The organism is Flaviaestuariibacter terrae (assembly GCF_054777635.1).
The window spans coordinates 1,515,975-1,540,931 of record NZ_BAAHAL010000006.1 but is presented as its reverse complement, the minus strand read 5'-3'; the positions used below and the strand labels follow the sequence as shown (position 1 = coordinate 1,540,931).

The window sequence follows — 24,957 nt, the reverse complement described above, 5'->3', positions numbered from 1 at the left end:
TCCAGGGATGCCCCGTTTCATAGGTTCGGTTGCTCCGGGAATTGGTTGGGAAGGCACATGCGGATATCCTCCATCAGCTCCACCTGCGCCTTCTGGATGGCAAACAGGTTCTTCATCTGCTCCGTAATGAGCAGGTCGAGCTTCTGGTGCAGGTTGCGCACTTCGATTTCCGATTTGAGGTTCACCATGTAGTCGTTGGCGGCGCGCTTCCGGTCCCTGTCCTCCTTGCGGTTCTGGCTCATCATGATGATCGGCGCCTGCAAGGCTGCTACGGTCGATAATCCGAGGTTGAGCAGGATGAACGGGTAGGGGTCGAAGGGACGCTTCAGCAAAAAATAATTGGTGCCCATCCAGGCCACCATCAGCAGCAGGCAAAAAATAATGAAGGTCCAGCTCCCGCCGAAACTCGACACTCGGTCTTCGATCCGCTCGCGGAAATTTGGCTGGCGCTCGTCGTAATCAAACAGCTTTTGCGAGATCAGCTTTTCCTCCTCGATGGAGCGCAGCACGATCTCGTTCAGCTTCAGGATGTACTGGTTTTCCGTATCCAGCAGCTCTGTCAGTTCCTTGTTCACGGGGGTTATTTGTGGGCAATGAATACCGGCACACGCTGGTCGGCCAGGTGCTGGTACGAAAAGCTTTTGTGAAACAGCCGCGACAAGGCGCCGCGGCCGAGGGCGCCGCAAATGATCAGGGGGCTTGCGTACTGCCCCACCCAGTTGCTGAAGGCATCGGGGTCGCTGCCCGTAAGCTCGGTGATCACGAGGTCGGGGAAGTGCGGCGAGGCGAGCTCCTCGATGTAGTTGCGGTCGGGGATTCCCTCGTCCTTCTTGCCCTGGCGGTATACGAGGTAGGTGGGATGCGTGGACAGCTCGGGCAGCACGGTATAGAATTGCTTCAGCGCAAATACCGACGAGGAGCTGCCATCGTAGGCGATGATGTTCTGCTTCGGAAACTGGTAGTCGTCGGGCAGCACGATCGTGGGACATTCGAGCTCGCGCACGGTGCGCGCAAAATGATCCCAGTCCATCCCGCCCACCGGCGACCCGAAGAACAGATCATGACCCACGACCAGCAGGTCGGCAAAGCGCGATTCTTTTTTCAGTTGCGCCACGGAGCCTTCATCGCCCTGCTCGCGGATGCGGTAGCTGATATGCTGTGCGGCGCAGCGCTCCACGAGTTGCCGGCGGGTTTGCGCCAGTAGTTGCGGGTCGCGCTCCTCCAGCACCGGGAACCACATCGGGTCAGGCGGCATCCCCGTAACCGACCAGGCGGTGATGATGGGATCTTCCGACACGTAGACGAACGTTACCTGCAACGGGCCTTCCTGCTGCAGGTCGGAAATAAACCGGAACACGTTCTCCGGAAATGTTTCTTCGGAAAGGGCGGCGACGATCTTTTTCATAGCGGATGTTTTACCGGAACCTGCCTGCAAGGTCCGCTGCCGCTGCCGCTGCTGCCGCTGATGGTGGATGGCCGGAAGAGTGATCGTTGTCAGCAGCCCCCTGCTGCCAAAGGGGCGCGCCGCGTTAGTTGACCATGCGTACGAGCTTGTCGTATTGAAGGATGCTGATGCTGCCGTCGTGGATGTCGATCAGCTTCTCGGTCTTGAAATCGGTAAGGGTGCGGATGAGCGATTCGGTGGCGGTGCCGGCCATGGCCGCGAGGTTTTCGCGGGTGAGGTGAATGGGCAGCCGCTCATCGCCGTGGCGGAAGCGCTCCTGGGCGGCAAGCAATGCGTCGGCCACCTTGCGGCGAAGCGAGTTGTACGCGATCCGGAGCAGTTGCTCTTCTTTCTGGTGCACGTCTTTGGAAAGAAGGCTGATGAACCGCCGCGTGACCTGCGGGTGCGCATTCATGAGCTCTTCGAATTCGCTGCGCGGGATGGCCGCGATGTCGCAGTCTTCGAGCGCATCGGCGTTCTCGCGGTACACGGTGTTCTCGAGCAGCGAGATATAGCCGAAGAAATCGCCCTCGGCAACGATCTTGAGGATAAGCTCCTTGCCGTCGTCGTTGGTCTTGTACACTTTGACCTTTCCTTTCTGCACGTAGTAAAGCCGGATGGGATGATTGCCTTCGGTGAAGATCCGCTGCTTTTTCTTGTAGTGATCGAGGTGCCGGCCCTGCACGAAGGCCCGCAGGATTTCTTCGGCATCGGTCTCGGCCCCGCCATCGGCGGCGACATCAGCGCTGTCGGGCCTGCCTTTGTGCAGGAGCTCCGATTTGCGGAGCCGGCTCTCGACGGTCTTCAGCAGGTCGGTGGTGTCGAATGGTTTCGTGATGTAGTCGTCGGCGCCGAGCGACATGCCGGTGCGGATATCCGACTGGTCCGATTTCGCCGTGAGGAAGATAAACGGGATCTGCTGCAGCTCGGGGTTGCGCTGGAGCAGGTGAAGCACACCGTAGCCATCGAGTTCGGGCATCATGATGTCGCAGAGGATCAGGTCGGGCTTTTGGGCGATGGCTTCCGCAACACCCTGGCGCCCGTTGCTGGCCGTGACGACCTGGTAGCGGGACAGTTCGAGCAGCTCCGCGATATTCTCGCGGATCACCGGGTTGTCGTCGATTAGGAGGATCTTTTTCATAGAATGATTGGGTTGCCGTCCGGCTTCAAACTGCTCTCTGTAAAGGTAGCCCAATACATTCAATCAATCCCGGGTTTCTAAGCTCATACGCAGGCCCCTGACGCGGCTGATGGCGATCATGCGGGCTTGCAGTGCCGGTCATTTTTCCGCGCCCCGGCGCCGGCCATTTTTACCAAAAAAAATGCTGGGTAAACTAACGCTCCAGGAAATTGAATCGGTGCTGTACGCGCAGCTCGTGGGCCGCATCGGCTGCCATGCGGACGGCGAGACGTACGTGGTTCCGATCAGCTACGTGTATGATGGCGAGTACATCATCTGTCATACGCAGGAAGGCAAGAAGATCCGCATGATGCGCGAGAACCCGAGGGTCTGCTTTCAGCTCGACGACGTTACCGATCTTGGGCATTGGAAAAGCGTGATCGTGCAGGGACTGTTCGAGGAAGTGACCGATGCGGATGCCCGCAACGAAGCGATGCGGAAACTGTTGGAGCGCTACCTGCCCTTGCTCACGAGCAGCACGATGCACCTCGGCGAGCACTGGCCCTTTCATCCCGAAAACTTCGCTGAGATCGGCGGCCAGGTATTCCGCATCCAGGTGCGCGAGCGCTCCGGCCGCTACGAACGCGAAACGCTGTCGCCCAGTCTGCAGGGATGAGATCCTGCGAAGGGAGGAAGCAGCCTGCTTCCAGGGTTTTTCGGTTATCAGGTAACGTTAGTGCCTCTCTTTTTCATGCACCTCCCGGTTGTCAGTGTGCCGCCGCAGCTGCCGGTGCGAGTACGCCGCTTTTCATCAGGCTGGCCACGATCAGCTTCCCGTATTCATGCGCAGCGCTTTGCGTCGACGGCGGGTCGAAGCTTTCGGTCTGCACCGAGTACAGCAGCTTGTTATCCGCGAGGTCGTAAAAATTGCTTTCCCAGAAATAGCGGGTCGACTCGGTAAAGTAGCCGGGTGTTTCGATGCGGTCGTAGAGAATGCCGTAGTAGCTCCACACGCGGTTCTGGTAGCGGCCATAGGGCGTGTAGGTTACCTGCGACGGCACGTAGTAGCGCTCCTGTTTTTTGTCGAGCAGCACGATCGTCATCACCGCGTCGACGCCATCGGCTTTCAGCAGCGCCGCCGACTCCTGCTCGCTGAGCCCCTTGAATCGCCCGGGGCCATAGTGCTGCAGGGCGGAAAATGCTGTATAGCCGCGGCTCGTGAGATCACCCGTGAGGTGTTCTTCCATAGCGGCGCGCAGGCTCCGGTCCGATTCGCGGATGATCCCGGCGACCATGATCTTATGATAGGTTTTTGCCGTGTGTTCCGGCGCCGTCCAGGTCGTTGTAACGTGGGTGCTCCGGCAGGCCGGAACAAAGCAGGTGAGCGCCAGGAAGAGCGCTCCGCGGAGAACGTTCATAGTCCGTTGTTTAGTCCATAAAGCTACCGGGCGCAGGGCCGCATGCCCATGATGCCTGTCAGTTCGGCTACCCGTAATCGTCAGCAAAAGGCCCCGCCGGAAGGCAGGGCCGTCTTCTCATTTCCCCTATTCGGTCAGGGAACTTACCGTCCGTATGTTTGGTGACACGGATGGCTCGGTTTGTCCTTCGGCCCCGCCGCCGCCCTCGGCGCGGAGCACCTGCTCGATGCCCCTGAGCAGGCTGTCGGGGTTGAAGGAAATGCTGTCGATACCCTTTTCAACGAGGAAGCGGGCGAAGGCAGGATCGTCGCTGGGCGCCTGGCCGCAGAGACCGATCTTCTTGCCCGCGGCATGCGCCGCCGCGATCATGTTGGCGATCATCATGCGGGCCGCTTCGTTCTGCTCGCTGAACAGGTCGGCCACGAGCGTCGAGTCGCGGTCGATGCCGAGTGTGAGTTGCGTGAGGTCGTTGGAGCCGATCGAGAAGCCGTCGAAATAACGCGCGAACTTCTGGGCCAGCAGCACGTTGGCCGGTATCTCGGCCATCATGTACAGCTCGAGTCCCTTGTCGCTGCGGCGGTCGAGGCCGTTCGCGGCCATCACGTTGACCACCTTCTCGGCTTCTTCCACGGTGCGGCAAAACGGGATCATAACCTTGACGTTGCCCAGTCCCATTTCGCGGCGCACCCGCACGATGGCCGCGCACTCGAGTGCAAAGCCTTCCTGGTACAGCGGGTGGTAATACCGCGCCGCGCCGCGGAAGCCAAGCATCGGGTTTTCTTCTTTGGGCTCAAACTCGATGCCCCCGATAAGACCGGCGTATTCATTTGTTTTGAAGTCGCTGGTCCGCACGATCACTTCCTTCGGGTAAAAAGCCGCGGCGATCATGGCGATACCCTGCGACAGCTTGTCGATAAAGAATTCTTTCTTGTCGGGATAGCCGGCCGTCAGCGCCGCTATCTGCCGGGAGACGTCGTTGTCGGTAGGCTGCCCGAAGCGCACCAGCGCCATCGGGTGCACGCCAACCGAATGGCTGATGATGAATTCAAGCCGCATAAGCCCCACGCCGGCATTGGGATAGAACGAAAGGCGGAAGGCGCTGTCGGGGTCGCCGGCGATCAGCTTCACTTCGGTCTTCTGCGGCAGCCTCATGTCCGAGAAGTCGTGCTCCACTACGGTGTACGGAAGCTGGCCCCGGTATACGTTTCCGGTTGTACCCTCGCAGCACGACACGGTGATCCATTCGCCGTCGATGATCGTCTCGGTGGCATGACCGCAGCCCACCACCGCAGGCACACCGAGCTCGCGCGCTACGATCGAGGCATGGCTCGTGCGGCCGCCCTTGTTGGTAACGATCGCGGCGGCGTGCTTCAGCACGGGGTCCCAGTCGGGCTGCGTCAGGTCGGTTACGATGATCTCCCCGGGCCGCAATGCCTCGCGGTCTTTTACCGAATGCATCACGCGCGCTTTGCCGCACACGGCCTTCATCCCGATGGCCTGTCCGGAGGCGAGCAAATGACCTTTCCGCTCGAGATGATATTCCGTAACGAGTTGTTGCTTTCGCGCCGACTGAACGGTCTCCGGCCGGGCCTGCAATATGTACAGCAGGCCATCGGTGCCGTCTACCGCCCATTCGATGTCCATCGGCTTGCCATAGTGTTCCTCGATACTAAGGCACCAGCGCGCCAGCTCCAGCACCCGCTCACCCGGCAGCACGAAGCGGGATTGGCGGTGCTCGGGCGTTGCCACGTTATACGTCTTGCTCCCGGGATCACCGAACACCATCGTCTTTTCCTTAGCGCCCAGTTTCTTTTGAAGGATCGCGTTGAACCCGAGCTTCAGTGTCGGCTTGAACACCCAGTATTCGTCGGGTGTTACCGTGCCCTGCACCATGTTCTCGCCAAGGCCCCAGACGGCGCTGATGTGCACGATGTCGCGAAAGCCCGATTCGGGGTCGAGCGTGAAGGCAACCCCGGAACTGCCTCGGTCGGTGCGTACCATGCGCTGCACGCCAACAGACAAGGCTACTTTTTCGTGGAGATAGCCTTTGTCCTCGCGGTACTTGATGGCGCGGTCGGTAAACAGCGATACGAAGCAATCCTGCACGGCTGCCAGCAGCGCCGCATCGCCGCGGATGTTGAGGAAGGAATCATGTTGTCCGGCGAAGCTGGCCGTCGGCAGGTCTTCGGCGGTGGCGCTGCTGCGCACGGCCACGGCGCAATTGCCGTCGCAGAGCTCGGCGTAAGCGGCCCTGATCTCTTCGGCCAGCGATGCCGGGAAGCTTGCCTGCTGCAGGAGCGCGCGGGCGGCTTCGCCGGTTTGGGCCAGGTTGGTAAATGCGCCCCGGTCCAGGTTGTCGAGCACCTGCCGCAGCTTGGGCCGCAGGTCGCCGGCGTCGAGGAACAGCCAGAAGGCATCCGCGGTAATGGCAAAGCCTTCGGGCACGCGGATACCCCGTGTGCCGAGCGCGCGTGTCAGCTCGCCCAGCGAAGCGTTCTTGCCGCCGACGGCAGGCAGGTCGTCGAGCCCGAGCTCGGAAAATTTCCTGATGAATGTGGCCATAACTAGGTTGTTTGGATGATGCTTCAGTAGTTGCTGATAAAGAGCGGCACCTTCACATGGCGCAGCAGCACATCGGCCGTGCTGGGCCGGAAGAGCCGCGACAGCGCATCGCGCCGGTAAGCGCCGAGCACCACGATCGCTTGTGCCGGGAGGTGCTTCAGGTGACGGAGGATCTCCTCGTCGGGATTTCCCTTGAGCACGGTATAGCAAGCGCCGGGAAAATGCCGCTTCACGAATTCCTTCATCAGGCGCCCGTCGGGCACGTGCAGGTCGGCATCCGGATCCTTGACCGTGATCACTTCGGTTTCAAGATTCTTGAGGTTCTCAAACAGGTAGCTGAATGCGCGCAGTGCGTGCACCGACGAAGGCGCGCCGTCGTAGAGCAGCACGATGCGCCCGATATGCTGGTAGCGCGCCGGGAGCAGCACTACCGGGCACTGCGCTTCCTGCAGCAAGTGCCGCACAAACGGCGGCGGAACGGGCCCGCTCTTTTCACCCGGCGCCTCGCTGGCGCCCAAAAGAAGCAGGTCGGCGTAGATCGACTCGTGCAGCAATTCGCGGAGCGGCGCGTTGCGGTCGTGGTGAACGGAGCAGGGCACATGACCCGAGCGGCAGGCCTGCCGGAAGGTTTCGATACAGGTGCGCCGCGTTTCTTCGTCCTTGCGGTTCAGCCCCTCCAGGTGCTCGTCGTAGCTCGCGCCGGTGTACTGCATCATCTCCGACACGCTGTAGCTGTGGAGGTTCGGATCTTCAAGGAAGGCGCCCACCAGGTGCGCATCGGCACGGCGGGCCAGGTCGATGGCGTAGCTCATCGTACTCTCCGAGAAATGCAGGCTGTCGAATGCGGCGATGAACTTTTTCATGACTTACAGGTGGGTGATGAACATGGGCAGGTCGACGGTTTCCGTCAGCCGCTCCGCCGTGCTTTCGTGAAAGAGCATCGACAGCAGCGAGCGGCCGAAAGCACCCAGCACCACCATCTTCCCGCGCTTCATGAACAGGTATTGCAGCAGTTCCTCGCGGGCATCGCCAACAAGCGTTTGAAACCGCACATCCTCGTAGTGACAGCGCGCCCACTTGAGCAGGCTTTGCTGGGCTTCATCGAGGAGGGCGTCCTCGCTGCGCGTTACTTCGAGTATGGTCAGCTTTTCGCCGCAAAGACCCGGGAAGAGATACGTGTATAATTTAATGGCGAACAGCGACGATGGACTTCCGTCGTAACAGAAGATCGTTTCGCTGATGCCGTCAAACTCGCGCGGCGCCAGCATTACAGGGCAGGCGGCCGAGCGCAGCAGGTCGCGCGTGAAGGTCGAGGGTATGCCATTGCCATCGGTGCTGAAGGTCGTCTCCGGGCTCAGGATGATGAGGTCGGCAAAGTGGCTTTCGCGTACTGCGAAGGGCAGCGGTCCGCCATCGATGAGCAGGGTTTCCTGCTCCAGGCCCTTGCGGATGCAGGTGTCTTCGAAGATGCGCACGGCCTGGTCGGTGTCCATGCTGATCACGTCGCTGTCGCGGCGGCTGCCGTGCGACGACGATTCTTCCTCGAGCATGTTCTCCACCAGGATACCCGACACGAAGGCCTTGTGGAAATCGGCTACGCGGCAGGCAAAATCGATGCACGATATATCCGGCCGGTTGGCGTTGAGCAGGAGCAATATTCTTTCCATAATGGGATCAAAGCTATCCGCCGCGCCCCGCTCCTGTAATGACTACGGGCACGGCCAATGGTGACCGTCGTTACCAATTGCCGGCGGCCTGCAACGTCACCGGAAGGGCACAAAAAAGCAACCCCTTCGTTGGGTTGCTCAGCAGCTGCCCGGCCATAAGGAGCTTGCGATTCGGTACGCGTTGCGAGACCTTGCGGCCCAGTAGCGGCAACTTACTTGATCGGTATCTGCTTGCCGTTGCCGGCGTTGTTGCTCGCCGTGCGGCGCGGCAGGCTGACCTGTAAAATACCGTCTTTGTAGGTGGCACTGATGGCATCGGCCTGCACGTCTCTCGGGAGGCTGAAGCTGCGGGTGAACGACGAGTAGCTGTATTCCTGGCGGGTGAACCGCTCTTCTTTTTTCGACTTGTTTTCTTCCTTCTCGGAGCGGATCGTCAGCAGGTTGTCGTCGACATCGATGCGGAAGTCGTCCTTGCTGAGACCGGGTGCGGCCATGCTCAGCTCGTACTGCTGCTCGGTTTCCTTGACGTTTACCGCCGGAACGTTCCTGCGGAACAATTCCCGGTCGTTTTGAAACCAATCGTTCCACGGACGAACCAGGTCGGCGAACAACGAGGGCGTGGCGAAGGTTGTTAATGCATTGGTTGCCATAAAAAGGGTTTTTAAGTGAGTAATTGAAGTTTGTAAATATGGGTTGCGCGAAGCGTCCTGTAAACGACGCCGGTCAGGGGCAGGCGCTGTTGTTGGTCAGTGCGCCGGCTGCGTGCCCCCGCGCTTCAGCGGCTCCAGCCAGAGGGTGCCGGCCAGCGCCACGAGCACAGTGCCCGCGAGGTAGGAGAGTGGTATCGGCTCCAGCTCGAACAGGCGCCGCAGCAGGGGCAGCGCGAGGATCGCTGCGATGAACGACAGCGAGCCGAGCAGTACCGGCCACTTCAGCGGGTTCGGTGCCGGCCAGGTGCGCCACAGCGGCTCAACGGTGGATCGGTTACAGAAGGTGAGCAGCACGTTGCAGAACAGCATACCGGCAAACACACAGGTCCTCGTTTCCCCGATCGATACGCGCTGCATCAGCCAGTAGTACATCAGTAGAAGTACGGTACCCACTGCCACACCAAGCCCGATGCTCTTGTACCAGTCGGACCGCGCCAGCAGGCCTTCTTCGGGGTGCCTCGGCGGGGTTTCCATCTGCAGCCGCGCCGGCTCCTCACGCTCGTAAAATAGCGAGCAGGTGGGCCCCATGATCAGCTCGAGGAAAATGACGTGGATCGGCGAGAGGATGTTCTGGTAGCGCCAGCCTGCCAGCAGCGGCACGAGGGCGACGAGGAAGATCGGCAGGTGGATGGCCACGATGTAGCGGGCCACCTTGCGGATGTTTTCGAAGATGGTGCGGCCAAGGGTAATGCAGTACAGGATCTTTTCGAGGCGGTCGTCCGAGAGCACGAGGTCGGCGGCCTGCCGCGACAGCTCCGTGCCGCGGTGCCCCATCGCGATGCCGATATCGGCGGCTTTCAGCGAGGGTGCATCGTTCACGCCGTCGCCCGTCATCCCTACGACGGTCCCGTCGGCGCGCAGGGCTTCGATGACGCTCCGCTTTGCTTCGGGTGTCATCCGCGCAAATACCTGCCTCGAGCGTACCAGGCCCGTCAGCTCGTTCTTGCCTGCGTGCAGTACCTCCTCGCCGGTGCAGGGCGCGCTTTCGTCGGCGATGCCGGTAGCATTGGCGATATAGGCTGCGGTTGCCGGGTGGTCGCCGGTAAGGAGCATGATGCGGATGCCCGCCGTACGCAGCTGCTGCAGCAATACCGCAACGCCAGCCTTCGGCGGGTCATAGAGCGCAAGCAGTCCCTCGAAGCGCCAGTTGTAGTCTTCCTGTGCGGGCAGCAGTGCGGCTACGTTCTCGGCGCTCGCCACCGCGAGCACGCGGAATCCCTGCGTGGCGAGCTGGTCGACAATGCGACCGGTTTCGATACGTTGTTGCTCATTGAGGCCGCACAGCGGAAGTATCCGCTCGGGCGCTCCTTTTGCGGCGGCGGTATACGCTCCTTCGGCGCCGTATACGTGCGTCATCATCGGCGGCCGTCCCGCGAGCGGGTACTCGTGCACCATTGCCGTGCGCACGCCGCCGCAGGCGCGGAAGAGCCGGCAGATGGCTTTTTCCATTTCATCGAAAGGATCGATCTCGCTCGACAGTGTGCCGAACAGCAGCGGACGCGGCATGGGGCCCGTTAGTGCCCGCGTATCCTGCAGCCGGCCCTCGTCGGCATTGTACACGAAGCGGAGCTCCATGCGGTTCTCGGTGATCGTACCGGTCTTGTCGAGGCAGAGCACGCCGACGGCGCCTAGCTTCTCGAGTGTCTGCGGCTGCCGGGTGATGATGCCCTGCCGCGAAAGCCGCCCCGCGCCCAGTGCCAGAAACGTGCTGAAGGCAACGGGTATTTCCTCGGGCACGGCGGCCATCGCCAGCGCCAGGCCGGCGAGGAGGCTGCTCAGGAAGTCCTGGCTGTGCAGCAGGTTGATGACGAATACGGCCACGAAAACACCGAGTCCCAGCAGGCTCAGTCGACGCACCACCGTAAACGTACTTTGCTGCAGCGCGCTTTGCTGCTGTGGCATATCAGTCACGGTCTTTCCGAGCTTGCCCAGCGCGGTTTGCATACCGGTCTCGGTGACTTCGGCAACGCACTGGCCCGCGTTGATCAGCGTGCCCTGGAACAGTTGCCCGTCGCTGCTGCCCTTTTCTACCGGAAAGGCCTCACCGGTGAGCAGGCTTTCGTTAACCGACAGGTCGTTGGCCTGCAGCACGCGCGCATCGGCAGGGATCTTTTCGCCTTCGCTCAGCAGGATGACGTCGCCGGGAACAAGGTTCGCGGAAGGAAGGTTCGTCTCACTGCCATCGCGGAGCACGCGCACACGCGGCTCCACGAGTGCCCGCAGTGCCTTGAGGGCTTGCCCGCTGCGGTATTGCTGGTAAAACGAAACCGATGTGATGATGATGATGGCGCCGATCATCAGGAAACCTTCACCCCCCTTGCCCAGCACGAAGTAAAGGATCGCCGCGCCGACGAGCAGCAGCAGCATCGGGTCGAAAAGCGTGGAGCGAACACGTCGCCAGAAGCCCGGGCCCGTATCGCGGAAGCTGTTGGGGCCCGTGCGCTCGAGACGGAGCGCCGCTTCCCTGGAGCTGAGGCCTTTCCGGTCGGTTGCGGTCAGGATCTGTTCTTGGTCCATACATACGTTTTTACGAAAGCCCGCGGCACTCAAAGCGCGTCGTATTCTTCCGACTGCTCGCGCTGCGTCGGGAAGAGCGTCGTGCCGGAGCTCGCCGCCAGCGCATTTTGCTCGGCAAGCGTCAGGCGGTCGGTTGCCGTTGTCTGCACCATGCAGGAGGGCTCACGCCGAAACACCTGTACGTTCAGCCCGTACTGGTCGTGAAAGCATTGCTCGAGCTCGCGCACCGATGTGCTCGACAGGATCTCGAGCTCGCCTTCCTCGCCGGAACGCCGGATCTCGCCTATTCGTTTTTGCTTGTCGAGCATATCTTCCAGGGCGCTGCCTTTACGGGCGCGATGCGGCTTCTTGTAAAATTCGATAGTAAGGTTCGGGAATGCTTTCTGGAAGCGTTCCTGCAGGTCGGCGATCGACAGGTTATCGTGGATGGGCAGGCGCATGGCTGTTGTTTTTTCGTACCCCACAAGTCTACACACGAAGCCGCCCGCAGCCGCTGATACCGGTTGTGCCGATGGGTGATGCTCGTCACCGGGCCGCCGGGGCAGGGCGCGCGCGCAATTTCCGGATCCATTTCTCGAGCTCCACGGCGTGGAAGGGAATGGCGGAGATACCGATGCAGGCCAGGAGCTCGCGGAATGTGAGCGGCTGTGTCCGCAGCAACGCATTGGCTGCCGGGAGGTAGATCACGCATAGCTGAAGCCCCACGGTAAGCAGCAGCGTGATCGTAAGCATCGGGTTGGAGAAAATGCCTTTGCGGAAGATGAACTCGTCTTCGCTGCGGATGGCCCAGACATGCCCGAGCTGGGAAAGCGATAGAACGGTGAACACCAGCGTTTGCCAGTGCGGCAGCGCGCGGGTGAGCGCGAGGGCCTGCGTGCCGAGTGTGAGCGCGGCCATCAGCAGGCCTACCCAGATGATATGCGCCCCGGTGCCATGCGCGAAGAGGCTTTCGCTCGGGCCACGTGGCGGCCGCTGCATCACGTTTTTCTCGGCTCCCTCGGCCGACAGCGCGATGCCGGGAAGCCCGTCGGTGATGAGGTTGATCCAGAGCAGGTGTACCGGCAGCAGCGGCAGCGGGAGCCCGAGCAGCGGTGCCAGGAAGATGGTCCAGATCTCCGCCGAGTTGCAGGTCATGATGTACTTCACGAAATGGCGGATGTTGTCGAAGATGCGGCGGCCTTCGCGCACCGCCCGCACGATGGTGCTGAAGTTGTCGTCGAGCAGGATCATGTGCGCGGCTTCCTTGCTCACATCGGTGCCGCTGATGCCCATGGCGATGCCGATATTGGCCTTGCGCAGTGCGGGCGCGTCGTTGACCCCGTCGCCGGTCATGGCCACGTAGTGGCCGCGCCGCTGCAGCGCCTCGACGATGGTCAGCTTCTGCCCCGGCGAAACACGCGCGTACACCGCGATCCGCTCCACCTGATCCTCGAATTCGGCGCTCGTCCACGCGGCCATGTCCTTCCCCGTTACCACGCGGCTTTGGTCGTCAAGCAGGCCGATGTGGCGGGCAATGGCGGCGGCGGTATGCGGGTGGTCGCCGGTGATGAGCACGGGCTTTATCCCCGCGGCTTTGCAGGCTGCGATCGAACGCTCGATGCCGGCGCGCGGCGGATCGTGGAGCGCTGCCAGGCCGGCAAGTCGAAGGCCGCTTTCGAGCGAGGCCTCGGCGCCCTTCGGGGGTAAGGCCTCCACCAGCTTGTACGCGAAGGCCAGCACCCGTTTCCCTTCGTCCGACCACTGGGCAACACGCTCTGTCGCCGCCTCCGCATCGCTGTCCGCATCAAGGCGCTCGCCAACCGATTCGGCGGCCCCCTTCACCAGCACAAGGTAGCCCGCGCCCCAGCCATGCACTGTCGTCATGATCTTGCGCTCCGAGTCGAAGGGCAGCTCGCGCAGCACCGGGTATTTTTCGCCAAGCCGCTGCACGCAGCCGGGGCCATGCGTGTCGAGCACACGGCGCACCAGGGCCGTTTCTGTAGGGTCGCCCGTGAGCTCTTCGCCCTGGCAGCGCACCGAGTGGTTGAGGCCCATGGCAAGATGCAGGAGCGGCATGCCTTCCGCCTCGTCGAGCGGCGTGTCGACGGCTTCACTATCGGTAACGAGCATGCGGTTTTCCGTCAGCGTGCCGGTCTTGTCGGTGCAGATATACGTGATCGATCCGAGCGTTTCCACGGCCGTCAGCTTGCGGATCAGCGCCTTCTGCCGCGCGAGCACCGAGGCCCCGCGCGACAGGGCAATGGTGATGAGCGCCGGGAGCGCTTCGGGTATCGCCGCCACGGCCAGCGAGATGGACAGCAGCAGCATCGCCAGCAGGCCTTCGCCGCGCAACAGGCCAACGAGGAAAAGCACGGCGCAGATCGCGAGCACGCCGTAGCTAAGCTTCTTGCCGAAGTCGCGCATGCGCACCTGCAGCGGTGTCGGCGACTCGGGCACCTGCAGCAGCCGCGCGATGAGACCGATCTCGGTGTTCATCCCCGTAGCCACCACGATACCGCGGCCGCGGCCGCCGGTCACCTGCGTGCCGCGGTAAGCCATGTTAACGCGGTCGCCGAGTCCCGGCGCGTCGTGCGGCAGCTCCCCCGCGGACTTTTGCACCGGCACCGACTCGCCGGTGAGCGACGCTTCCATGATCGTGAGCGAATGAGCGTCCAGCAGGCGCATGTCGGCGGGAACCAGGTTGCCCGCCTCGAGCAACACGATATCACCGGGCACTACGTCCTTTACCGGGACAGATACCGCGGCGCCCGCGCGCCATAGCAGGCATGCTGGATCGCCGATGCGCTTCAGGGCGTCCATCGCTTTCTCGGCGCGGTACTGCTGCCCGAATCCGAGCAGCGCATTGAGCAGCACGATGGCAAGGATGATGAAGGTGTCGGTACGGTCGCCGGCGATACCCGATACAATCGCCGCGGCCACCAGCACGAGGGTCATGAAATCGGAGAACTGGTCCAGCAGGAGCAGCAGGACGCTGCGCTTCTTCTTCTCCACGAGCTCGTTGGGGCCCTGGTCACGCAGGCGCGCTTCCGCTTCGGCGCGGCTCAGCCCGGCAGGGGAGGAACCGGTCAGCTCAAAAACTTTTTCGGTCGTAAGTAAGTGCCAGTTCATGATTGCCAGCGAAAGCGGGGTGAGTAAATGCCGTCGGCGAAGTTGACGCTGCCACCGACAGCAGGCGCTGACGCAACTCGCGGACCGGGCTGACGACAATCAGCCCGGACAGCTATTGTGCCGGCTAGTTTTACGCTCCTACGCATCACAAAATATGCCCGCCATGTTTCGCTACCTGCTGCTCTGGTTTCCCCTGTTGCTCATCGCCATCCTCAACGGCACGCTCCGCGACCTCGGCTACCGCCGGGTGCTCGGCGAGCTGCGTGCGCAACAGCTGTCGACGCTGACGCTGCTCCTCCTGCTGGCCCTCTACATCGGGTTCGTGCTGCGGCGCTACCCGCCGGCCTCCGCTGCGCAGGCGCTTGGCATCGGGGTACTCTGGCTCCTCGCTACCCTGGCCTTCGAATTCGGCTTCGGGCGCTGGCGCGGCCACAGCTGGTCCGACCTGCTGGCCGACTACAACCTCCTCCGCGGACGGCTCTGGCTGCTGGTGCCCCTGTGGGTGGCCATCGCACCCTTTTTCTATTTCCGGCTGATGCAGCGCTGATGAGCGCATTTCGCCGCGGCACTGTTGTTCTCAGGTAGATAGTGCAGACATTTGTGCCTATGAGCCGGTTTCTCCTGTTGCTGCTGCTGGCGATCGCTGCGAAGCCGGTGCATGCCCAGATGGTACGCCGGAACAAAGTGCTGCTTTTCGGGTTTGTTACGCGGAACGGGCGCGAGGCCTGCCTCGTCAAAGACAGTGGCAACCACTATATCGTATACCGCTACGGCACAGCGGGCAGGATCGAATGGGAATATCCGTCGCGCGAGCGGGAGAGCTGGAAGAAGTTCACCTATTCGTTTTACCTGCGCGGTGGCGGAGCCCGCAACGAAGGCATGGACCTCGATCAGGTGACCTTCGTGAATAACGGGATCCGGTACGTGCTGTACAACAGCTACTATGCGGTGACGGGGAAGACAAACGTGGGTATCAAGGTGATCGACAGCAAGCGGGGGCGTCAAACCGATATCCGTGCCCTGCCGGGGCGCTGGAAGGGAACGCTGGCTGATTTCCGGACGAACGGCCTGCTCGCGATCAGCGACGAATTGTACGAGTAGGGGGCGCTGCTTAATTCATCCACAGGGCCGGCTGGCCGTTTGCGGCGCCGCGCCGCGCCATGAGCCGCGACCAGAGCTGCGCCACAAGCTGCTGCTGCGGCTCGAGCTGGCCAAGGGGCAGTCCTTGCCGGAGGCCCTGGTAGAGCTTCTTGGCTTCCTGACGGTATAATAGTTTGAGGGCGTCGAATTCGACGGGTGCTTGCTGCATGAATAGGTTATTGACCCTACCAGGTCCAAAAAGCATTCCTTTCCCCAACTTCTCAACTGCTAAAAAAACAAAAGCCGCCCGGAGGGGGCGGCTTTAACAGGTAGGAAGCCCATTATTCCAGGATTCCTTCGAGAGAGATGCTTTCAAGATAGGGTGCGAGGGGGCCGGTGCCGGTAAAACAGCGGAATTCCGATACATCGGAGCTGCCGGCAGGAAAGAAGGCCTCGGCATAAAAAAACTCCATCTGGAACAGGAAGCACAAGCCCTCTTTCGAGCGGCGTCGCGCCACGACGGTACCGTCGTGCAGTAAAATCACCATTTTTTCTTCCGCGGACAAACCAAAAAAGTCAGATAGCAGCATAATAAGATGATTTAAACGTGGTGAACGAATAAGGCGTCTGAATGCGAGGCTCTGAAAACTTGATGCGAAAGGCAGGAACCGCCGGCAAGGGCGTCGGGAAACAACGGCGTTGGCTAGGGTTCCAAACAAATATAGCACCGGTGTCGTATTTCGGCTACATTTTACCGCTATTTTTCCGACTGTCCTTTTTCCCGGGGAAGATTTGGCTTTTTATTGCAGTTGGTACACCCGCACGTAGTCGACATACATGCTCGCCGGCAGCTTTGTGTCCTTTTTTCATTATGCAAGTTTGGGGTGAATGCTTCAGCCCGCGGGATTTTGCCGCAACGCGCGCGAAGCCCGAAATTCGCCGCATGAACGCTATCCGTCTCCGACCGGCTACCAGCGCTGATGCTGCGGCGCTGCTGGCCATCTACAGGCCTTATATCGAGCAATCGGCCATCACCTTCGAGGAAGAGGTGCCAACGGAAGCGGCCTTTGCCGCCCGCATCGAAACCTGCCTCCGGCGCTATCCCTGGCTTGTGGCCGAAATCGATGGCGTTGCCGCCGGTTATGCCTATGCGGCACCGTACAATGAGCGCGCGGCCTACCAGTGGGCCTGCCTCTCGTCGGTGTACCTGGCCGATGATGTCAAGGGAAAGGGCATCGCACGGCCGCTGTACGAGACGCTGTTCACGCTGCTCCGCACACAGGGCTACCGCAGCGTATTTGCGCTGATCACCCTGCCCAACGATCCGAGCGTGCGGCTCCATGAGCGCTGCGGCTTCCGGCCCTTTACGGTGTTCGGGAATATCGGCTTCAAGCTCGGCCACTGGCAGGAGGTGGGCTGGTGGCGCCTCGACCTGGCCGGCTTCCCCGACAGCCCGCCGCCGCCTGTGCCCTTTCAACAGTTTGCGGCAACCGAAAAAGACCGGATCCTCGCCGGCGGGGAGGCCGCCCTCCGCGCCGCCTGCAGCGCCTGATCCGGTCGAAGGACCAAAAGGAAAAGGCGCAAGTAGCGCCTCTTACCGATCAATACAGCAAGTAATCAACCGGTTGACTTTTATCGTTCCTCACACGTGCAGCGAGAGCAGCGGCACGCGGGTATGGATAGCCTGGGTACGGGTGTCGCTCTTGCGGAAAACGCCGCCCAGCCCGGACTTGCGGTGGGTGACCATGGCCACGAGGTCGATTCCCTGCTCGCGCACATATTGGTCGAGCGCCTCGTGAAAGCCTTTGCCGCTGATGACCTCAGCCACCTGCACCTCTGTTCCGAAGTCCTGCTGCCATTTGCTGCGCAGCAGCTCCAGCTCGCCGGCGCGCTCTGCGCGGCGGGGTGTCGGCAGCTCCTCATCGGCGAAATGCACGGTGCTCAGCGACGCGCCGCAAAGCGCCTGCAGGCGGAAAAGCGGGGCGAGGAGAAACTCGTTTTCTTCATGCTCGACGGCCAGTACCATTTTCCTGGGCAGACTGCCGGTATACGCCCCGGGTACGACCAGCACCGGCACCGGGCAGCGGGCCAGCACCTCGCTGGTATTGGTGCCGAGCAGCGACCGCAGCCCTTCGGCTCCGCGGGTGCCCATCACAACCAGGTCGGCGTCGTACTGCAGCGCCTTGTCGGGTACGGCATCCCGCAGCTCGCCATTCACCAGCACGGTGCGGAGGTTGGCATCGAGGTAGCAGCTGTAGCAGGCCTCGAGGCGCAGGCGGGCTTCCGCCACGCGGCACTGGTTGTATTCCTGCATCCCCTCGGGCTGCACGGCGTATTCGGGCAGGGGAAGCTCGATGGTATGCAGCGCGATCACTTCGGCGCCGCTGCGGGCAGCAAGCTGCACGGCGTAATCAAGAGCCGCCAGTGCGGCGGGCGAAAAATCGGTGGGTACAAGTATGCGGTTCATATGCGTTGTTTGTACCACAAAGCTCCTCGTTCCCGACGGCCACGGTTATGACCCGCCGCCGGCCTGCGCCTAACTCTGCGTAGCGGAGCATATGACGACGCTCATCTTTCCTGGCCGCAAAAAAAATACGGGCCGCCCTGGGGCGACCCGTATGGATCCATTAAAGTGCGCTGCGCTGGCTTACTGGCCGCGGTTGCCGTTGTTGTCGCCGCTGCCGGGAGCGTGCATGCTGGGCGTATCGCTGTTGCCGCGCGAGGCCGCGGGCTGGCTGTCTTGCGGCGTATTGCCGTAGGCTGCACCCGAGCCGGCGCCGGTATTCTGTGCCGAAGCGCCCTGCGTGGTACCGCCCGACGTGGCATTGCTGCCCTGGCCGGCGTTGGGGTTGTGCTTCGTTTCAATGTATTCCTTGAAGTTCATGACGTCCTGGCGGATCATGCGCTCAAACACGGGGTTCAGCGCTTTGGCCAGGCCCGCACCCAGCTCGCCGGCGGGCGCATGGTAGGAGATGATCACTTCCAGCTCGGTGCCCTGGCCACCCAGCGCGTCGTGGAAGACCACCTTGCCCGCGTTGGAGATCGTGGCGTTGGGAATCGACTGCCAGCCGATCATGTAGCCTTCTTCTTCCTTCACGATCTCGGCGTTCCACTTGATCTTGCCGATGCCGCCGGGGATCGTGGCTTCCCAATGCGAATGTTTCTCGTCGATCTCGGTAACGGCGGCGAGGTGCTTCATGAAGAGGGGCAGGTTTTCAAGCTTGCGCCAGAAGCTGTACACTTCATCTTTTGGCTTGTTCACGATAAGGTTTGTGCGGATGTTGATCGCATCGGTGCGCTCCACGCCGGCTTGCTTGCCGATGGCGGAGTACACCGGGCAGTGGCCCGAAGTGCCGCGGTACAGCAGGAGCCCGCCGATGGCGGTCTTCAGCAGTCCGTTAACGGGGTGACGAAACAGGTTGCTCAGTCCCGAAGAAAGCAGGAACGCTCCCATGGCTGTGCTGAACAGGCGCTCGGTCTGTCCCACGTTCACAACGCCGCTCTGACCTTCCTGGGGTGTGAACTCGTTATCGGCATGCCAGCTGCCGTAATTTTCGGTATTAGCCATAACTCAATAGGGTTTTAGAATGAAGTGATACCAGGATGTTTGCAATTCTTATGCCTTGTACAGTTGAGCGCTGGGCCCGCACGCAGACAGCGCCGGCCGCGCAGAAAAAAAGGCCTCGCATTGCGAGGCCTTTGCACAAAAATATCCGCGTTATCCGCGTGGATGTTATACGGTCGATGCCGTTGTCGTAAGCGAAGCTGTCTTACCGGGATACACCTTCAGGGCTTCCTCCAGGCAATCCATGGCCGCATCGAGGTCGCCGCGGTTAAGTACATATGCGAGGCGCACTTCGTTCTTGCCAAGGCCGGGAGTGCCGTAGAAGCCGGTGGCCGGCGCAAGCATCACCGTGTTGCCCTTGTGGCGGAACGACTCCAGCAGCCACTGGCAAAAGCGGTCCGCATCGTCGATGGGCAGGCGGGCGATGGCGTAAAAGGCGCCGCCGGGCGTAGGGCAGAAGACGCCTTCCATCGCGTTGAGGCGGCGCACAAGCAGGTCGCGGCGGGCCATGTATTCGGCCTTCGGTCCATCGAAATACGAATCCGGGAGATCCACGGCGGCTTCACCCAGGATCTGGGCAAGCCCCGGGGGGCTGAGGCGGGCCTGGGCAAACTTCATGGCGGCGGCCAGCACTTCTTTGTTCTTCGTAACAAAAGCACCGAGACGGGCACCGCAGGCGCTGTAACGCTTGCTTACGGTGTCCATCAGCACCACGTGCTGGTCCATGCCCTCGAGGTGCAGCGCGGAGATATAGGCCCCGTCGTAGCAGAATTCGCGGTAGGCCTCATCGGAAAACAGGTACAGGTCGTGCTTCAGGCAAATCGTTTTGAGCGCCTCCATTTCCTCGCGGCTGTAGAGGTAGCCGGTGGGGTTGTTGGGATTGCACACGATGATGGCGCGCGTCTTCTCCGTGATCACCTTTTCAAAGTCGGCGATGGGCGGCAGCGCGAAGCCATTCTCGATACGGGCCGTAATGGGCACCACCGTGACACCGGCTGCGACGGCAAATCCGTTGTAGTTGGCGTAATAAGGCTCCGGAACGATCACCTCATCGCCGGGGTTGAGGCAGGTGAAGAAGCCGAACTGGATCGCTTCCGAGCCGCCCGTGGTGATGATGATCTCCTCGGGTGTTACGTCGATGCCGACTTTCTTATAATACTGCGTGAGCTTGCGGCGGTAGCTTTCGTTGCCCGCGCTGTGGCTGTATTCGAGCACGCGGATGTCGGCATGGCGCACCGCGTCCAGGATGGCCGGCGGTGTCTCCACGTCGGGCTGGCCGATGTTGAGGTGAAACACATGTGCGCCGGAGCGCTTGGCCGCTTCGGCATAGGGTACGAGCTTCCGGATGGGAGAGGGCGGCATTTGCTGGCCGCGCTGGGAAATTTGCAGCATGGCGCAAAGCTAGGGAACCGCAGAACAAGGAACAAGGAACAACGAATTCAGAATTCGCCCTTCCCTTCAACGTTCAACATTCCTTGTTCCTTGTTCTTCTGTTCAAAAGAAAAGCCCCCGAGTCTCGGGGGCCTTTCTTTTGTGGGATCGTGGCTTATTTCTTGGAAGACTTCGTCTTTGTCTTGGTAGCGGTTGTTTTCACCTTGGTCTTCGTTTCCGTGGCGGGAGCGGCAGCCGGCGTGGCAGGCTTGGCGGCGTGGGAAGCATCCCAGGCAGCAGCGTCAACCGTTTCACCGGTGATGGTGAGCACCTTGGGCTCGTTGATGCCGGCAAACTTAACGGTTACCGTCTTGGTGAAGACACCCATAGCGGCGGCGTTGTAGTTAACGGGAAGCTTGGCCGTGGCGCCGGGGGCGATGGGCTCTTTCGGAACGGTCGGCGTCGTGCAGCCGCAGGAGCCGGTAGCGCTTTCGATCACGAGGGGCTTGTCGGAGATGTTCTTGATCTCGAAGGCCGTGTTCACCGGAACGCCTTGCTTGATCTTGCCGAAGTCATACTTGTCGGTGTTGATTTTAACGGCCTGGTCAACTTTTACGTCCTGGGCGTTGGCTGCGAAGCCACCAACGATCAGGGCGGCGGCGAGGAGGAGCTTTCTCATTTTGCGATATTTGTTTTTAATTACTGATTTGCTCTTTTAAAAAATCGATCGATGCGTTTGCGGGGGCGGCGCCGGCCGGAGCCTGCCACACTTCCCCTTTTATCTTGATGATTTTCGATTCCGATCCGTTGTATGAGATCGTAATAAATTTTTCGAAGGAGCCACCGGCAGCGGCGTTATACCCCACCTTGATGATGCTTTTGGCACCCGGTGCGATCGGGTGCTCCTTGTCCCATTCCGGCGTGGTGCAGCCGCAGGAAGCCTGCACGTTGCTCAGCACCAGCGGAGTCGTGCCCGTGTTCTGCACTTCAAACAGGTGAAATACCGGCTTCCCCTGGGGGATCTTGCCAAAGTTGAATTCCGCTTCCTTCACCTGGAGCACGTCGGCGGCAGGAGCGGTCTGTGCCCGGCCGGCAGCGGCCAGCAACAGGAAGAGGGCAAAGGTCAGAAGTCGCTTCATAACAAGGAGATGGCTCCAAAAATACGTCTTTGCGCCGGAAAGCCGAGCACCCCTCAAACCGATAGGCTTTTTTTAACGGCAAGGACCGAAGCGCTTATTTTTGCCGCATGGAACCGAGAAACGAGTCTGCGGAGGCACTGTCCTTCGACAATTTCCGTGAAGAAGTGCTGCAGGATTACCGCTGGGTCGTGCTCAGCCGTGAGACAAGCCTCCTGGGTCGCAAGGAGGTGCTGACGGGCAAGGCCAAGTTCGGCATCTTCGGCGACGGCAAGGAGATCGCCCAGGTGGCCATGGCCAAGTTCTTCCAGCCCGGCGACTTCCGGTCCGGCTACTACCGCGACCAGACCTTTATGTTCGCCACCGGCCTCGCCACCGTCGACCAGTTTTTCGCCCAGCTCTACGCCGACCCCTCCGTCGAGCGCGAGCCCTTCTCCGCCGGCCGCCAGATGAACGGTCACTTCGCCACCCGCTTCGTCGACGACGCCGGCAACTGGCTGCCCCTCGCGGAGCGCTGCAACATCTCCTCGGATATCGCACCGACTGCCGGCCAGATGGTCCGCGGCCTCGGCCTCGCCTTCGCCTCGAAGTGTTTCCGCAACGTACCCGAGCTCGCCTCCGAAACGGCCCTTTCCCACAACGGCGACGAGGTCTGCTTCTGCACCATCGGCGATGCCTCCACCTCCGAAGGCCAGTTCTGGGAGACCGTCAACGCCGCCGGCGTGCTCCAGGTGCCACTTGCGGTGTTTGTGTGGGACGACGGCTACGGCATCTCGGTTCCGAAAAAATACCAGACAACAAAAGCCTCCATCTCCGAGGCGCTCGCCGGCTTCCAGAAAGAAGACGGTACGAATGGCTTCCAGATCTTCAGGGTAAAGGGCTGGGACTATGCGGCCCTCTGCGAGACCTTCGAGGAAGGAATCCGCATCGCCCGCGAAACACATACGCCTGTTCTCTTCCACGTGGAGGAGATCACGCAGCCCCAGGGGCACTCCACCTCGGGTTCGCACGAGCGCTACAAAGGCGCCGAGCGCCTCGACTGGGAGCGCCAGTGGGACGGCCTCGTAAAGATGCGCGAGTGGATCCTCGCCAATGCGTTGGCCAACGAAGAGGAGCTCGATGCCATCGATACCGAAGTGCGCGAGGAAGTACGTGCCTCCAAGCAAAAGGCCTGGGACGGCTACCTGGCCCCGATCAAGGCGCAGGTGGCCCGCGCCGCCGACCTGCTCCAGGATGTGGCCTCGAAAATGCCCGACCTCGCAGCAGGCCTCCAGGGCCTTGCCAGTGAGCTCAAGGGCCTGCGCGAGCCGCTCCGCCGCGATGTGCTCCGCACGCTCAACGTTGCCCTCCTGCAAACCGGCAACAACGAAGCCGCTTACTGGCTCCGCGATTACTACAACGACCTCCGCAAGGAAAACAAGGAACTATACAATACGTATTTATACAATGAGGGCCCGAAGAGCGCGGTGAACGTTGCGGAGGTGAAAGCCGGTTTCGCCGCCGACGCACCGGTGCTCAACGGCTTCGAGGTGCTCAATAACTACTTCGACCAGCTGTTCGCGTCGAACCCGAAGGTCTTCGCCTTCGGCGAGGACCTCGGCTACATCGGCGACGTCAACCAGGGCTTTGCCGGCCTCCAGGCCAAGTACGGCGCCGAGCGCATCTTCGACACCGGCATCCGCGAGCTGACCATCATGGGCCAGGGCATCGGCCTCGCGCTCCGTGGCCTGCGCCCCATCGCCGAGATCCAGTACCTCGACTACCTGCTTTACGGCCTCCAACCCCTCAGCGACGACGTGGCCACGCTGCACTACCGCACCCGCGGCCAGCAAAGCTGCCCCCTCATCGTGCGGACGCGCGGCCATCGCCTCGAAGGCATCTGGCACTCGGGCTCGCCGATGGGCATGGTGCTCAACGCGCTCCGCGGCATGCATGTATGCGTGCCCCGCAACATGACACAGGCCGTGGGTATGTACAACACGCTGCTCCGCGCCAACGACCCCGGCATCGTGGTCGAGTGCCTCAATGGTTACCGCCTGAAGGAAAAGCTGCCGGCCAACCTGCTCGACTACACCGTGCCGCTCGGCGTTCCCGAAGTGGTGCGCGAAGGCAGCGACATCACGCTCGTAACCTACGGCTCCACCCTCCGCATCGTGCTCGACGCGGCGGCGCTGCTCGAGCAGCAGGGCGTTAGCTGCGAGGTGGTCGACGTACAGACGCTGCTGCCTTTCGACATCAACCACAAGATCCTCGACTCGCTGAAGAAGACGAACCGAATCGCCTTTATCGACGAAGACGTTCCCGGTGGCGCCGCGGCCTTCATGTTCACCAAGGTCATGGAAGAACAGGGCGGCTACCGCTGGCTCGATGTGGCCCCGCGCACCATTACGGCGAAAGCCCACCGTCCCGCCTACGGCTCCGACGGCGACTACTTCTCCAAGCCCAATGCCGAGGAGATCCAGGAAGTTGTGCTGGAGATGATGGCGGAATAGGGTGAGCGGTGAGCAGGTGACCGGTGAGCGCGCAAGCAATACCAAACGTGTGGCAATGCCACACTTTTTGTTTGCATCCAATCTATACTTAGCTAATTTAGAACCGCTCACCCGCTCACTGCTCACCTGCTCTCCTTCATGCACTACAACCAGTTCCTTTTCCTCATCGACATCTTCGGCACGGCCTCCTTCGCCATTGCCGGGGCCTTTTCCGCCATGGAGCGGCGCCTCGATCCGTTTGGCGTGCTCATCATCTCCTTCGTAACGGCGGTGGGCGGCGGTACGCTCCGCGACCTGCTCGTGGGCAACCTCCCCGTGAGCTGGCTGCACAACGAAACGGCCATCCTTGTCATTTTTCTTTCCTCATTGACCACGATGCTGTTCGGGTCGTACCTGAAACACCTGCAAACCGCGCTCTTCCTGTTCGATGCGCTCGGGCTCGGGCTCTTCACCATCATCGGCCTCGAGATCGCCATCAAGAGCGGCCTGCCGGCCTCGAGCTGTATCGCGCTGAGCACCGTCACCGGCTGCTTCGGCGGCGTACTCCGCGATGTGCTCCTCAACAAGGTGCCGCTGCTGTTCCGCCGCGAGATCTACGCCCTCGCCTCCATCGGCGGGGCGCTGGCTTACTACTTTCTCCGCAAGACGACGCTCGATGAAGACCTGAGCAAGATCGCCTGCATCCTCCTCATCTTTTTCATCCGCTTCGTTGCCGTTCGCTATGCCCTCGGCCTCCCCCGTTTTTACCGAGATCCGCAGTCCTGAAG

The 24,957-nt window shown here is 61.3% G+C and carries 24 protein-coding genes; 6 read left to right on the top strand and 18 right to left on the bottom strand.

What is annotated here, in order from left to right:
* Window positions 1–17 precede the first annotated feature (17 nt).
* The 3 genes from ACYU7Z_RS07550 to ACYU7Z_RS07540 all read right to left on the bottom strand — a co-directional run bounded on the left by ACYU7Z_RS07550 (window position 18) and on the right by ACYU7Z_RS07540 (window position 2,585).
* Window positions 18–575, bottom strand: coding sequence for a DUF1003 domain-containing protein (locus ACYU7Z_RS07550; protein ID WP_460568981.1), 558 nt, complete (start codon window positions 573–575; stop codon window positions 18–20).
* A gap of 5 nt (window positions 576–580) precedes the next feature.
* A complete protein-coding gene (locus tag ACYU7Z_RS07545; RefSeq protein WP_460568979.1) occupies window positions 581–1,405 on the bottom strand; it encodes a hypothetical protein in 825 nt (274 codons plus the stop codon).
* Between the two features lie 124 nt (window positions 1,406–1,529).
* A complete protein-coding gene (locus ACYU7Z_RS07540) occupies window positions 1,530–2,585 on the bottom strand; it encodes a response regulator (protein ID WP_460568977.1) in 1,056 nt (351 codons plus the stop codon).
* A 181-nt stretch (window positions 2,586–2,766) separates the two neighbouring features.
* On the opposite strand from ACYU7Z_RS07540, the gene ACYU7Z_RS07535 reads away from it, so the two are divergent.
* Complete coding sequence (locus ACYU7Z_RS07535; RefSeq protein ID WP_460568975.1) at window positions 2,767–3,240, top strand: pyridoxamine 5'-phosphate oxidase family protein; 474 nt, start codon at window positions 2,767–2,769, stop codon at window positions 3,238–3,240.
* Window positions 3,241–3,331: 91 nt separating this feature from the next.
* Here ACYU7Z_RS07535 and ACYU7Z_RS07530 read toward each other — a convergent pair whose 3' ends face one another.
* The 8 genes from ACYU7Z_RS07530 to ACYU7Z_RS07495 all read right to left on the bottom strand — a co-directional run bounded on the left by ACYU7Z_RS07530 (window position 3,332) and on the right by ACYU7Z_RS07495 (window position 14,546).
* Window positions 3,332–3,982 (bottom strand): hypothetical protein, encoded by a 651-nt coding sequence (locus ACYU7Z_RS07530; RefSeq protein WP_460568973.1) that lies wholly within the window; start codon window positions 3,980–3,982, stop codon window positions 3,332–3,334.
* A gap of 126 nt (window positions 3,983–4,108) precedes the next feature.
* The gene (ppsA, locus tag ACYU7Z_RS07525) at window positions 4,109–6,544 is read right to left on the bottom strand and encodes a phosphoenolpyruvate synthase (RefSeq protein WP_460568971.1); all 2,436 of its coding nucleotides are present in this window, start codon (window positions 6,542–6,544) and stop codon (window positions 4,109–4,111) included.
* A 23-nt stretch (window positions 6,545–6,567) separates the two neighbouring features.
* Window positions 6,568–7,407 (bottom strand): universal stress protein, encoded by an 840-nt coding sequence (locus ACYU7Z_RS07520; RefSeq protein WP_460568969.1) that lies wholly within the window; start codon window positions 7,405–7,407, stop codon window positions 6,568–6,570.
* Window positions 7,408–7,410: 3 nt separating this feature from the next.
* Entirely contained in the window at window positions 7,411–8,211 is an 801-nt protein-coding gene (locus ACYU7Z_RS07515) for a universal stress protein (protein WP_460568967.1), read from the bottom strand.
* A 212-nt stretch (window positions 8,212–8,423) separates the two neighbouring features.
* Complete coding sequence (locus ACYU7Z_RS07510; protein WP_460568965.1) at window positions 8,424–8,861, bottom strand: Hsp20/alpha crystallin family protein; 438 nt, start codon at window positions 8,859–8,861, stop codon at window positions 8,424–8,426.
* Window positions 8,862–8,957: 96 nt separating this feature from the next.
* Window positions 8,958–11,438: a cation-translocating P-type ATPase gene (locus tag ACYU7Z_RS07505; RefSeq protein WP_460568963.1), complete on the bottom strand. Its 2,481-nt coding sequence runs from the start codon at window positions 11,436–11,438 to the stop codon at window positions 8,958–8,960.
* A gap of 29 nt (window positions 11,439–11,467) precedes the next feature.
* Window positions 11,468–11,878, bottom strand: a complete 411-nt coding sequence (locus tag ACYU7Z_RS07500; protein ID WP_460568961.1) for a hypothetical protein — start codon at window positions 11,876–11,878, stop codon at window positions 11,468–11,470.
* Window positions 11,879–11,963: 85 nt separating this feature from the next.
* Complete coding sequence (locus ACYU7Z_RS07495) at window positions 11,964–14,546, bottom strand: cation-translocating P-type ATPase (RefSeq protein WP_460568959.1); 2,583 nt, start codon at window positions 14,544–14,546, stop codon at window positions 11,964–11,966.
* A gap of 163 nt (window positions 14,547–14,709) precedes the next feature.
* Here ACYU7Z_RS07495 and ACYU7Z_RS07490 point away from each other — a divergent pair, with 163 nt between their 5' ends.
* On the top strand, window positions 14,710–15,093 hold the full coding sequence (locus ACYU7Z_RS07490) for a hypothetical protein (protein WP_460568957.1): 384 nt from the start codon (window positions 14,710–14,712) through the stop codon (window positions 15,091–15,093).
* 59 nt (window positions 15,094–15,152) lie between these two features.
* Complete coding sequence (locus ACYU7Z_RS07485; protein ID WP_460568955.1) at window positions 15,153–15,647, top strand: hypothetical protein; 495 nt, start codon at window positions 15,153–15,155, stop codon at window positions 15,645–15,647.
* A 10-nt stretch (window positions 15,648–15,657) separates the two neighbouring features.
* Here ACYU7Z_RS07485 and ACYU7Z_RS07480 read toward each other — a convergent pair whose 3' ends face one another.
* On the bottom strand, window positions 15,658–15,855 hold the full coding sequence (locus ACYU7Z_RS07480; protein WP_460568953.1) for a hypothetical protein: 198 nt from the start codon (window positions 15,853–15,855) through the stop codon (window positions 15,658–15,660).
* A 112-nt stretch (window positions 15,856–15,967) separates the two neighbouring features.
* The gene (locus tag ACYU7Z_RS07475; RefSeq protein WP_460568951.1) at window positions 15,968–16,216 is read right to left on the bottom strand and encodes a hypothetical protein; all 249 of its coding nucleotides are present in this window, start codon (window positions 16,214–16,216) and stop codon (window positions 15,968–15,970) included.
* Between the two features lie 353 nt (window positions 16,217–16,569).
* Here ACYU7Z_RS07475 and ACYU7Z_RS07470 point away from each other — a divergent pair, with 353 nt between their 5' ends.
* On the top strand, window positions 16,570–17,178 hold the full coding sequence (locus tag ACYU7Z_RS07470; protein WP_460568949.1) for a GNAT family N-acetyltransferase: 609 nt from the start codon (window positions 16,570–16,572) through the stop codon (window positions 17,176–17,178).
* A 90-nt stretch (window positions 17,179–17,268) separates the two neighbouring features.
* Here the strand turns inward: ACYU7Z_RS07470 and ACYU7Z_RS07465 are convergent, their stop codons facing one another.
* The 5 genes from ACYU7Z_RS07465 to ACYU7Z_RS07445 all read right to left on the bottom strand — a co-directional run bounded on the left by ACYU7Z_RS07465 (window position 17,269) and on the right by ACYU7Z_RS07445 (window position 21,701).
* On the bottom strand, window positions 17,269–18,093 hold the full coding sequence (locus ACYU7Z_RS07465; RefSeq protein ID WP_460568947.1) for a universal stress protein: 825 nt from the start codon (window positions 18,091–18,093) through the stop codon (window positions 17,269–17,271).
* Window positions 18,094–18,273: 180 nt separating this feature from the next.
* On the bottom strand, window positions 18,274–19,194 hold the full coding sequence (locus ACYU7Z_RS07460; protein ID WP_460568945.1) for an SRPBCC family protein: 921 nt from the start codon (window positions 19,192–19,194) through the stop codon (window positions 18,274–18,276).
* A 165-nt stretch (window positions 19,195–19,359) separates the two neighbouring features.
* The gene (locus ACYU7Z_RS07455; protein WP_460568943.1) at window positions 19,360–20,583 is read right to left on the bottom strand and encodes a pyridoxal phosphate-dependent aminotransferase; all 1,224 of its coding nucleotides are present in this window, start codon (window positions 20,581–20,583) and stop codon (window positions 19,360–19,362) included.
* Window positions 20,584–20,737: 154 nt separating this feature from the next.
* Window positions 20,738–21,241, bottom strand: coding sequence for a DUF1573 domain-containing protein (locus ACYU7Z_RS07450; protein ID WP_460568941.1), 504 nt, complete (start codon window positions 21,239–21,241; stop codon window positions 20,738–20,740).
* A gap of 16 nt (window positions 21,242–21,257) precedes the next feature.
* Window positions 21,258–21,701, bottom strand: a complete 444-nt coding sequence (locus ACYU7Z_RS07445) for a DUF1573 domain-containing protein (RefSeq protein ID WP_460568939.1) — start codon at window positions 21,699–21,701, stop codon at window positions 21,258–21,260.
* A 107-nt stretch (window positions 21,702–21,808) separates the two neighbouring features.
* On the opposite strand from ACYU7Z_RS07445, the gene ACYU7Z_RS07440 reads away from it, so the two are divergent.
* On the top strand, window positions 21,809–24,190 hold the full coding sequence (locus tag ACYU7Z_RS07440) for an alpha-ketoacid dehydrogenase subunit alpha/beta (RefSeq protein WP_460568937.1): 2,382 nt from the start codon (window positions 21,809–21,811) through the stop codon (window positions 24,188–24,190).
* 138 nt (window positions 24,191–24,328) lie between these two features.
* On the top strand, window positions 24,329–24,955 hold the full coding sequence (locus ACYU7Z_RS07435) for a trimeric intracellular cation channel family protein (protein ID WP_460568935.1): 627 nt from the start codon (window positions 24,329–24,331) through the stop codon (window positions 24,953–24,955).
* Window positions 24,956–24,957: the final 2 nt, after the last annotated feature.

What these genes read in the sequence shown, in the direction of transcription:
- ACYU7Z_RS07545 (WP_460568979.1), bottom strand. Translation starts at nt 1,405, where the DNA reads ATGAAAAAGATCGTCGCCGCCCTTTCCGAAGAAACATTTCCGGAGAAC.
- ACYU7Z_RS07540 (WP_460568977.1), bottom strand. Translation starts at nt 2,585, where the DNA reads ATGAAAAAGATCCTCCTAATCGACGACAACCCGGTGATCCGCGAGAAT.
- ACYU7Z_RS07535 (WP_460568975.1), top strand. Translation starts at nt 2,767, where the DNA reads ATGCTGGGTAAACTAACGCTCCAGGAAATTGAATCGGTGCTGTACGCG.
- ACYU7Z_RS07530 (WP_460568973.1), bottom strand. Translation starts at nt 3,982, where the DNA reads ATGAACGTTCTCCGCGGAGCGCTCTTCCTGGCGCTCACCTGCTTTGTT.
- ppsA (WP_460568971.1), bottom strand. Translation starts at nt 6,544, where the DNA reads ATGGCCACATTCATCAGGAAATTTTCCGAGCTCGGGCTCGACGACCTG.
- ACYU7Z_RS07520 (WP_460568969.1), bottom strand. Translation starts at nt 7,407, where the DNA reads ATGAAAAAGTTCATCGCCGCATTCGACAGCCTGCATTTCTCGGAGAGT.
- ACYU7Z_RS07515 (WP_460568967.1), bottom strand. Translation starts at nt 8,211, where the DNA reads ATGGAAAGAATATTGCTCCTGCTCAACGCCAACCGGCCGGATATATCG.
- ACYU7Z_RS07510 (WP_460568965.1), bottom strand. Translation starts at nt 8,861, where the DNA reads ATGGCAACCAATGCATTAACAACCTTCGCCACGCCCTCGTTGTTCGCC.
- ACYU7Z_RS07505 (WP_460568963.1), bottom strand. Translation starts at nt 11,438, where the DNA reads ATGGACCAAGAACAGATCCTGACCGCAACCGACCGGAAAGGCCTCAGC.
- ACYU7Z_RS07500 (WP_460568961.1), bottom strand. Translation starts at nt 11,878, where the DNA reads ATGCGCCTGCCCATCCACGATAACCTGTCGATCGCCGACCTGCAGGAA.
- ACYU7Z_RS07495 (WP_460568959.1), bottom strand. Translation starts at nt 14,546, where the DNA reads ATGAACTGGCACTTACTTACGACCGAAAAAGTTTTTGAGCTGACCGGT.
- ACYU7Z_RS07490 (WP_460568957.1), top strand. Translation starts at nt 14,710, where the DNA reads ATGTTTCGCTACCTGCTGCTCTGGTTTCCCCTGTTGCTCATCGCCATC.
- ACYU7Z_RS07485 (WP_460568955.1), top strand. Translation starts at nt 15,153, where the DNA reads ATGAGCCGGTTTCTCCTGTTGCTGCTGCTGGCGATCGCTGCGAAGCCG.
- ACYU7Z_RS07480 (WP_460568953.1), bottom strand. Translation starts at nt 15,855, where the DNA reads ATGCAGCAAGCACCCGTCGAATTCGACGCCCTCAAACTATTATACCGT.
- ACYU7Z_RS07475 (WP_460568951.1), bottom strand. Translation starts at nt 16,216, where the DNA reads ATGCTGCTATCTGACTTTTTTGGTTTGTCCGCGGAAGAAAAAATGGTG.
- ACYU7Z_RS07470 (WP_460568949.1), top strand. Translation starts at nt 16,570, where the DNA reads ATGAACGCTATCCGTCTCCGACCGGCTACCAGCGCTGATGCTGCGGCG.
- ACYU7Z_RS07465 (WP_460568947.1), bottom strand. Translation starts at nt 18,093, where the DNA reads ATGAACCGCATACTTGTACCCACCGATTTTTCGCCCGCCGCACTGGCG.
- ACYU7Z_RS07460 (WP_460568945.1), bottom strand. Translation starts at nt 19,194, where the DNA reads ATGGCTAATACCGAAAATTACGGCAGCTGGCATGCCGATAACGAGTTC.
- ACYU7Z_RS07455 (WP_460568943.1), bottom strand. Translation starts at nt 20,583, where the DNA reads ATGCTGCAAATTTCCCAGCGCGGCCAGCAAATGCCGCCCTCTCCCATC.
- ACYU7Z_RS07450 (WP_460568941.1), bottom strand. Translation starts at nt 21,241, where the DNA reads ATGAGAAAGCTCCTCCTCGCCGCCGCCCTGATCGTTGGTGGCTTCGCA.
- ACYU7Z_RS07445 (WP_460568939.1), bottom strand. Translation starts at nt 21,701, where the DNA reads ATGAAGCGACTTCTGACCTTTGCCCTCTTCCTGTTGCTGGCCGCTGCC.
- ACYU7Z_RS07440 (WP_460568937.1), top strand. Translation starts at nt 21,809, where the DNA reads ATGGAACCGAGAAACGAGTCTGCGGAGGCACTGTCCTTCGACAATTTC.
- ACYU7Z_RS07435 (WP_460568935.1), top strand. Translation starts at nt 24,329, where the DNA reads ATGCACTACAACCAGTTCCTTTTCCTCATCGACATCTTCGGCACGGCC.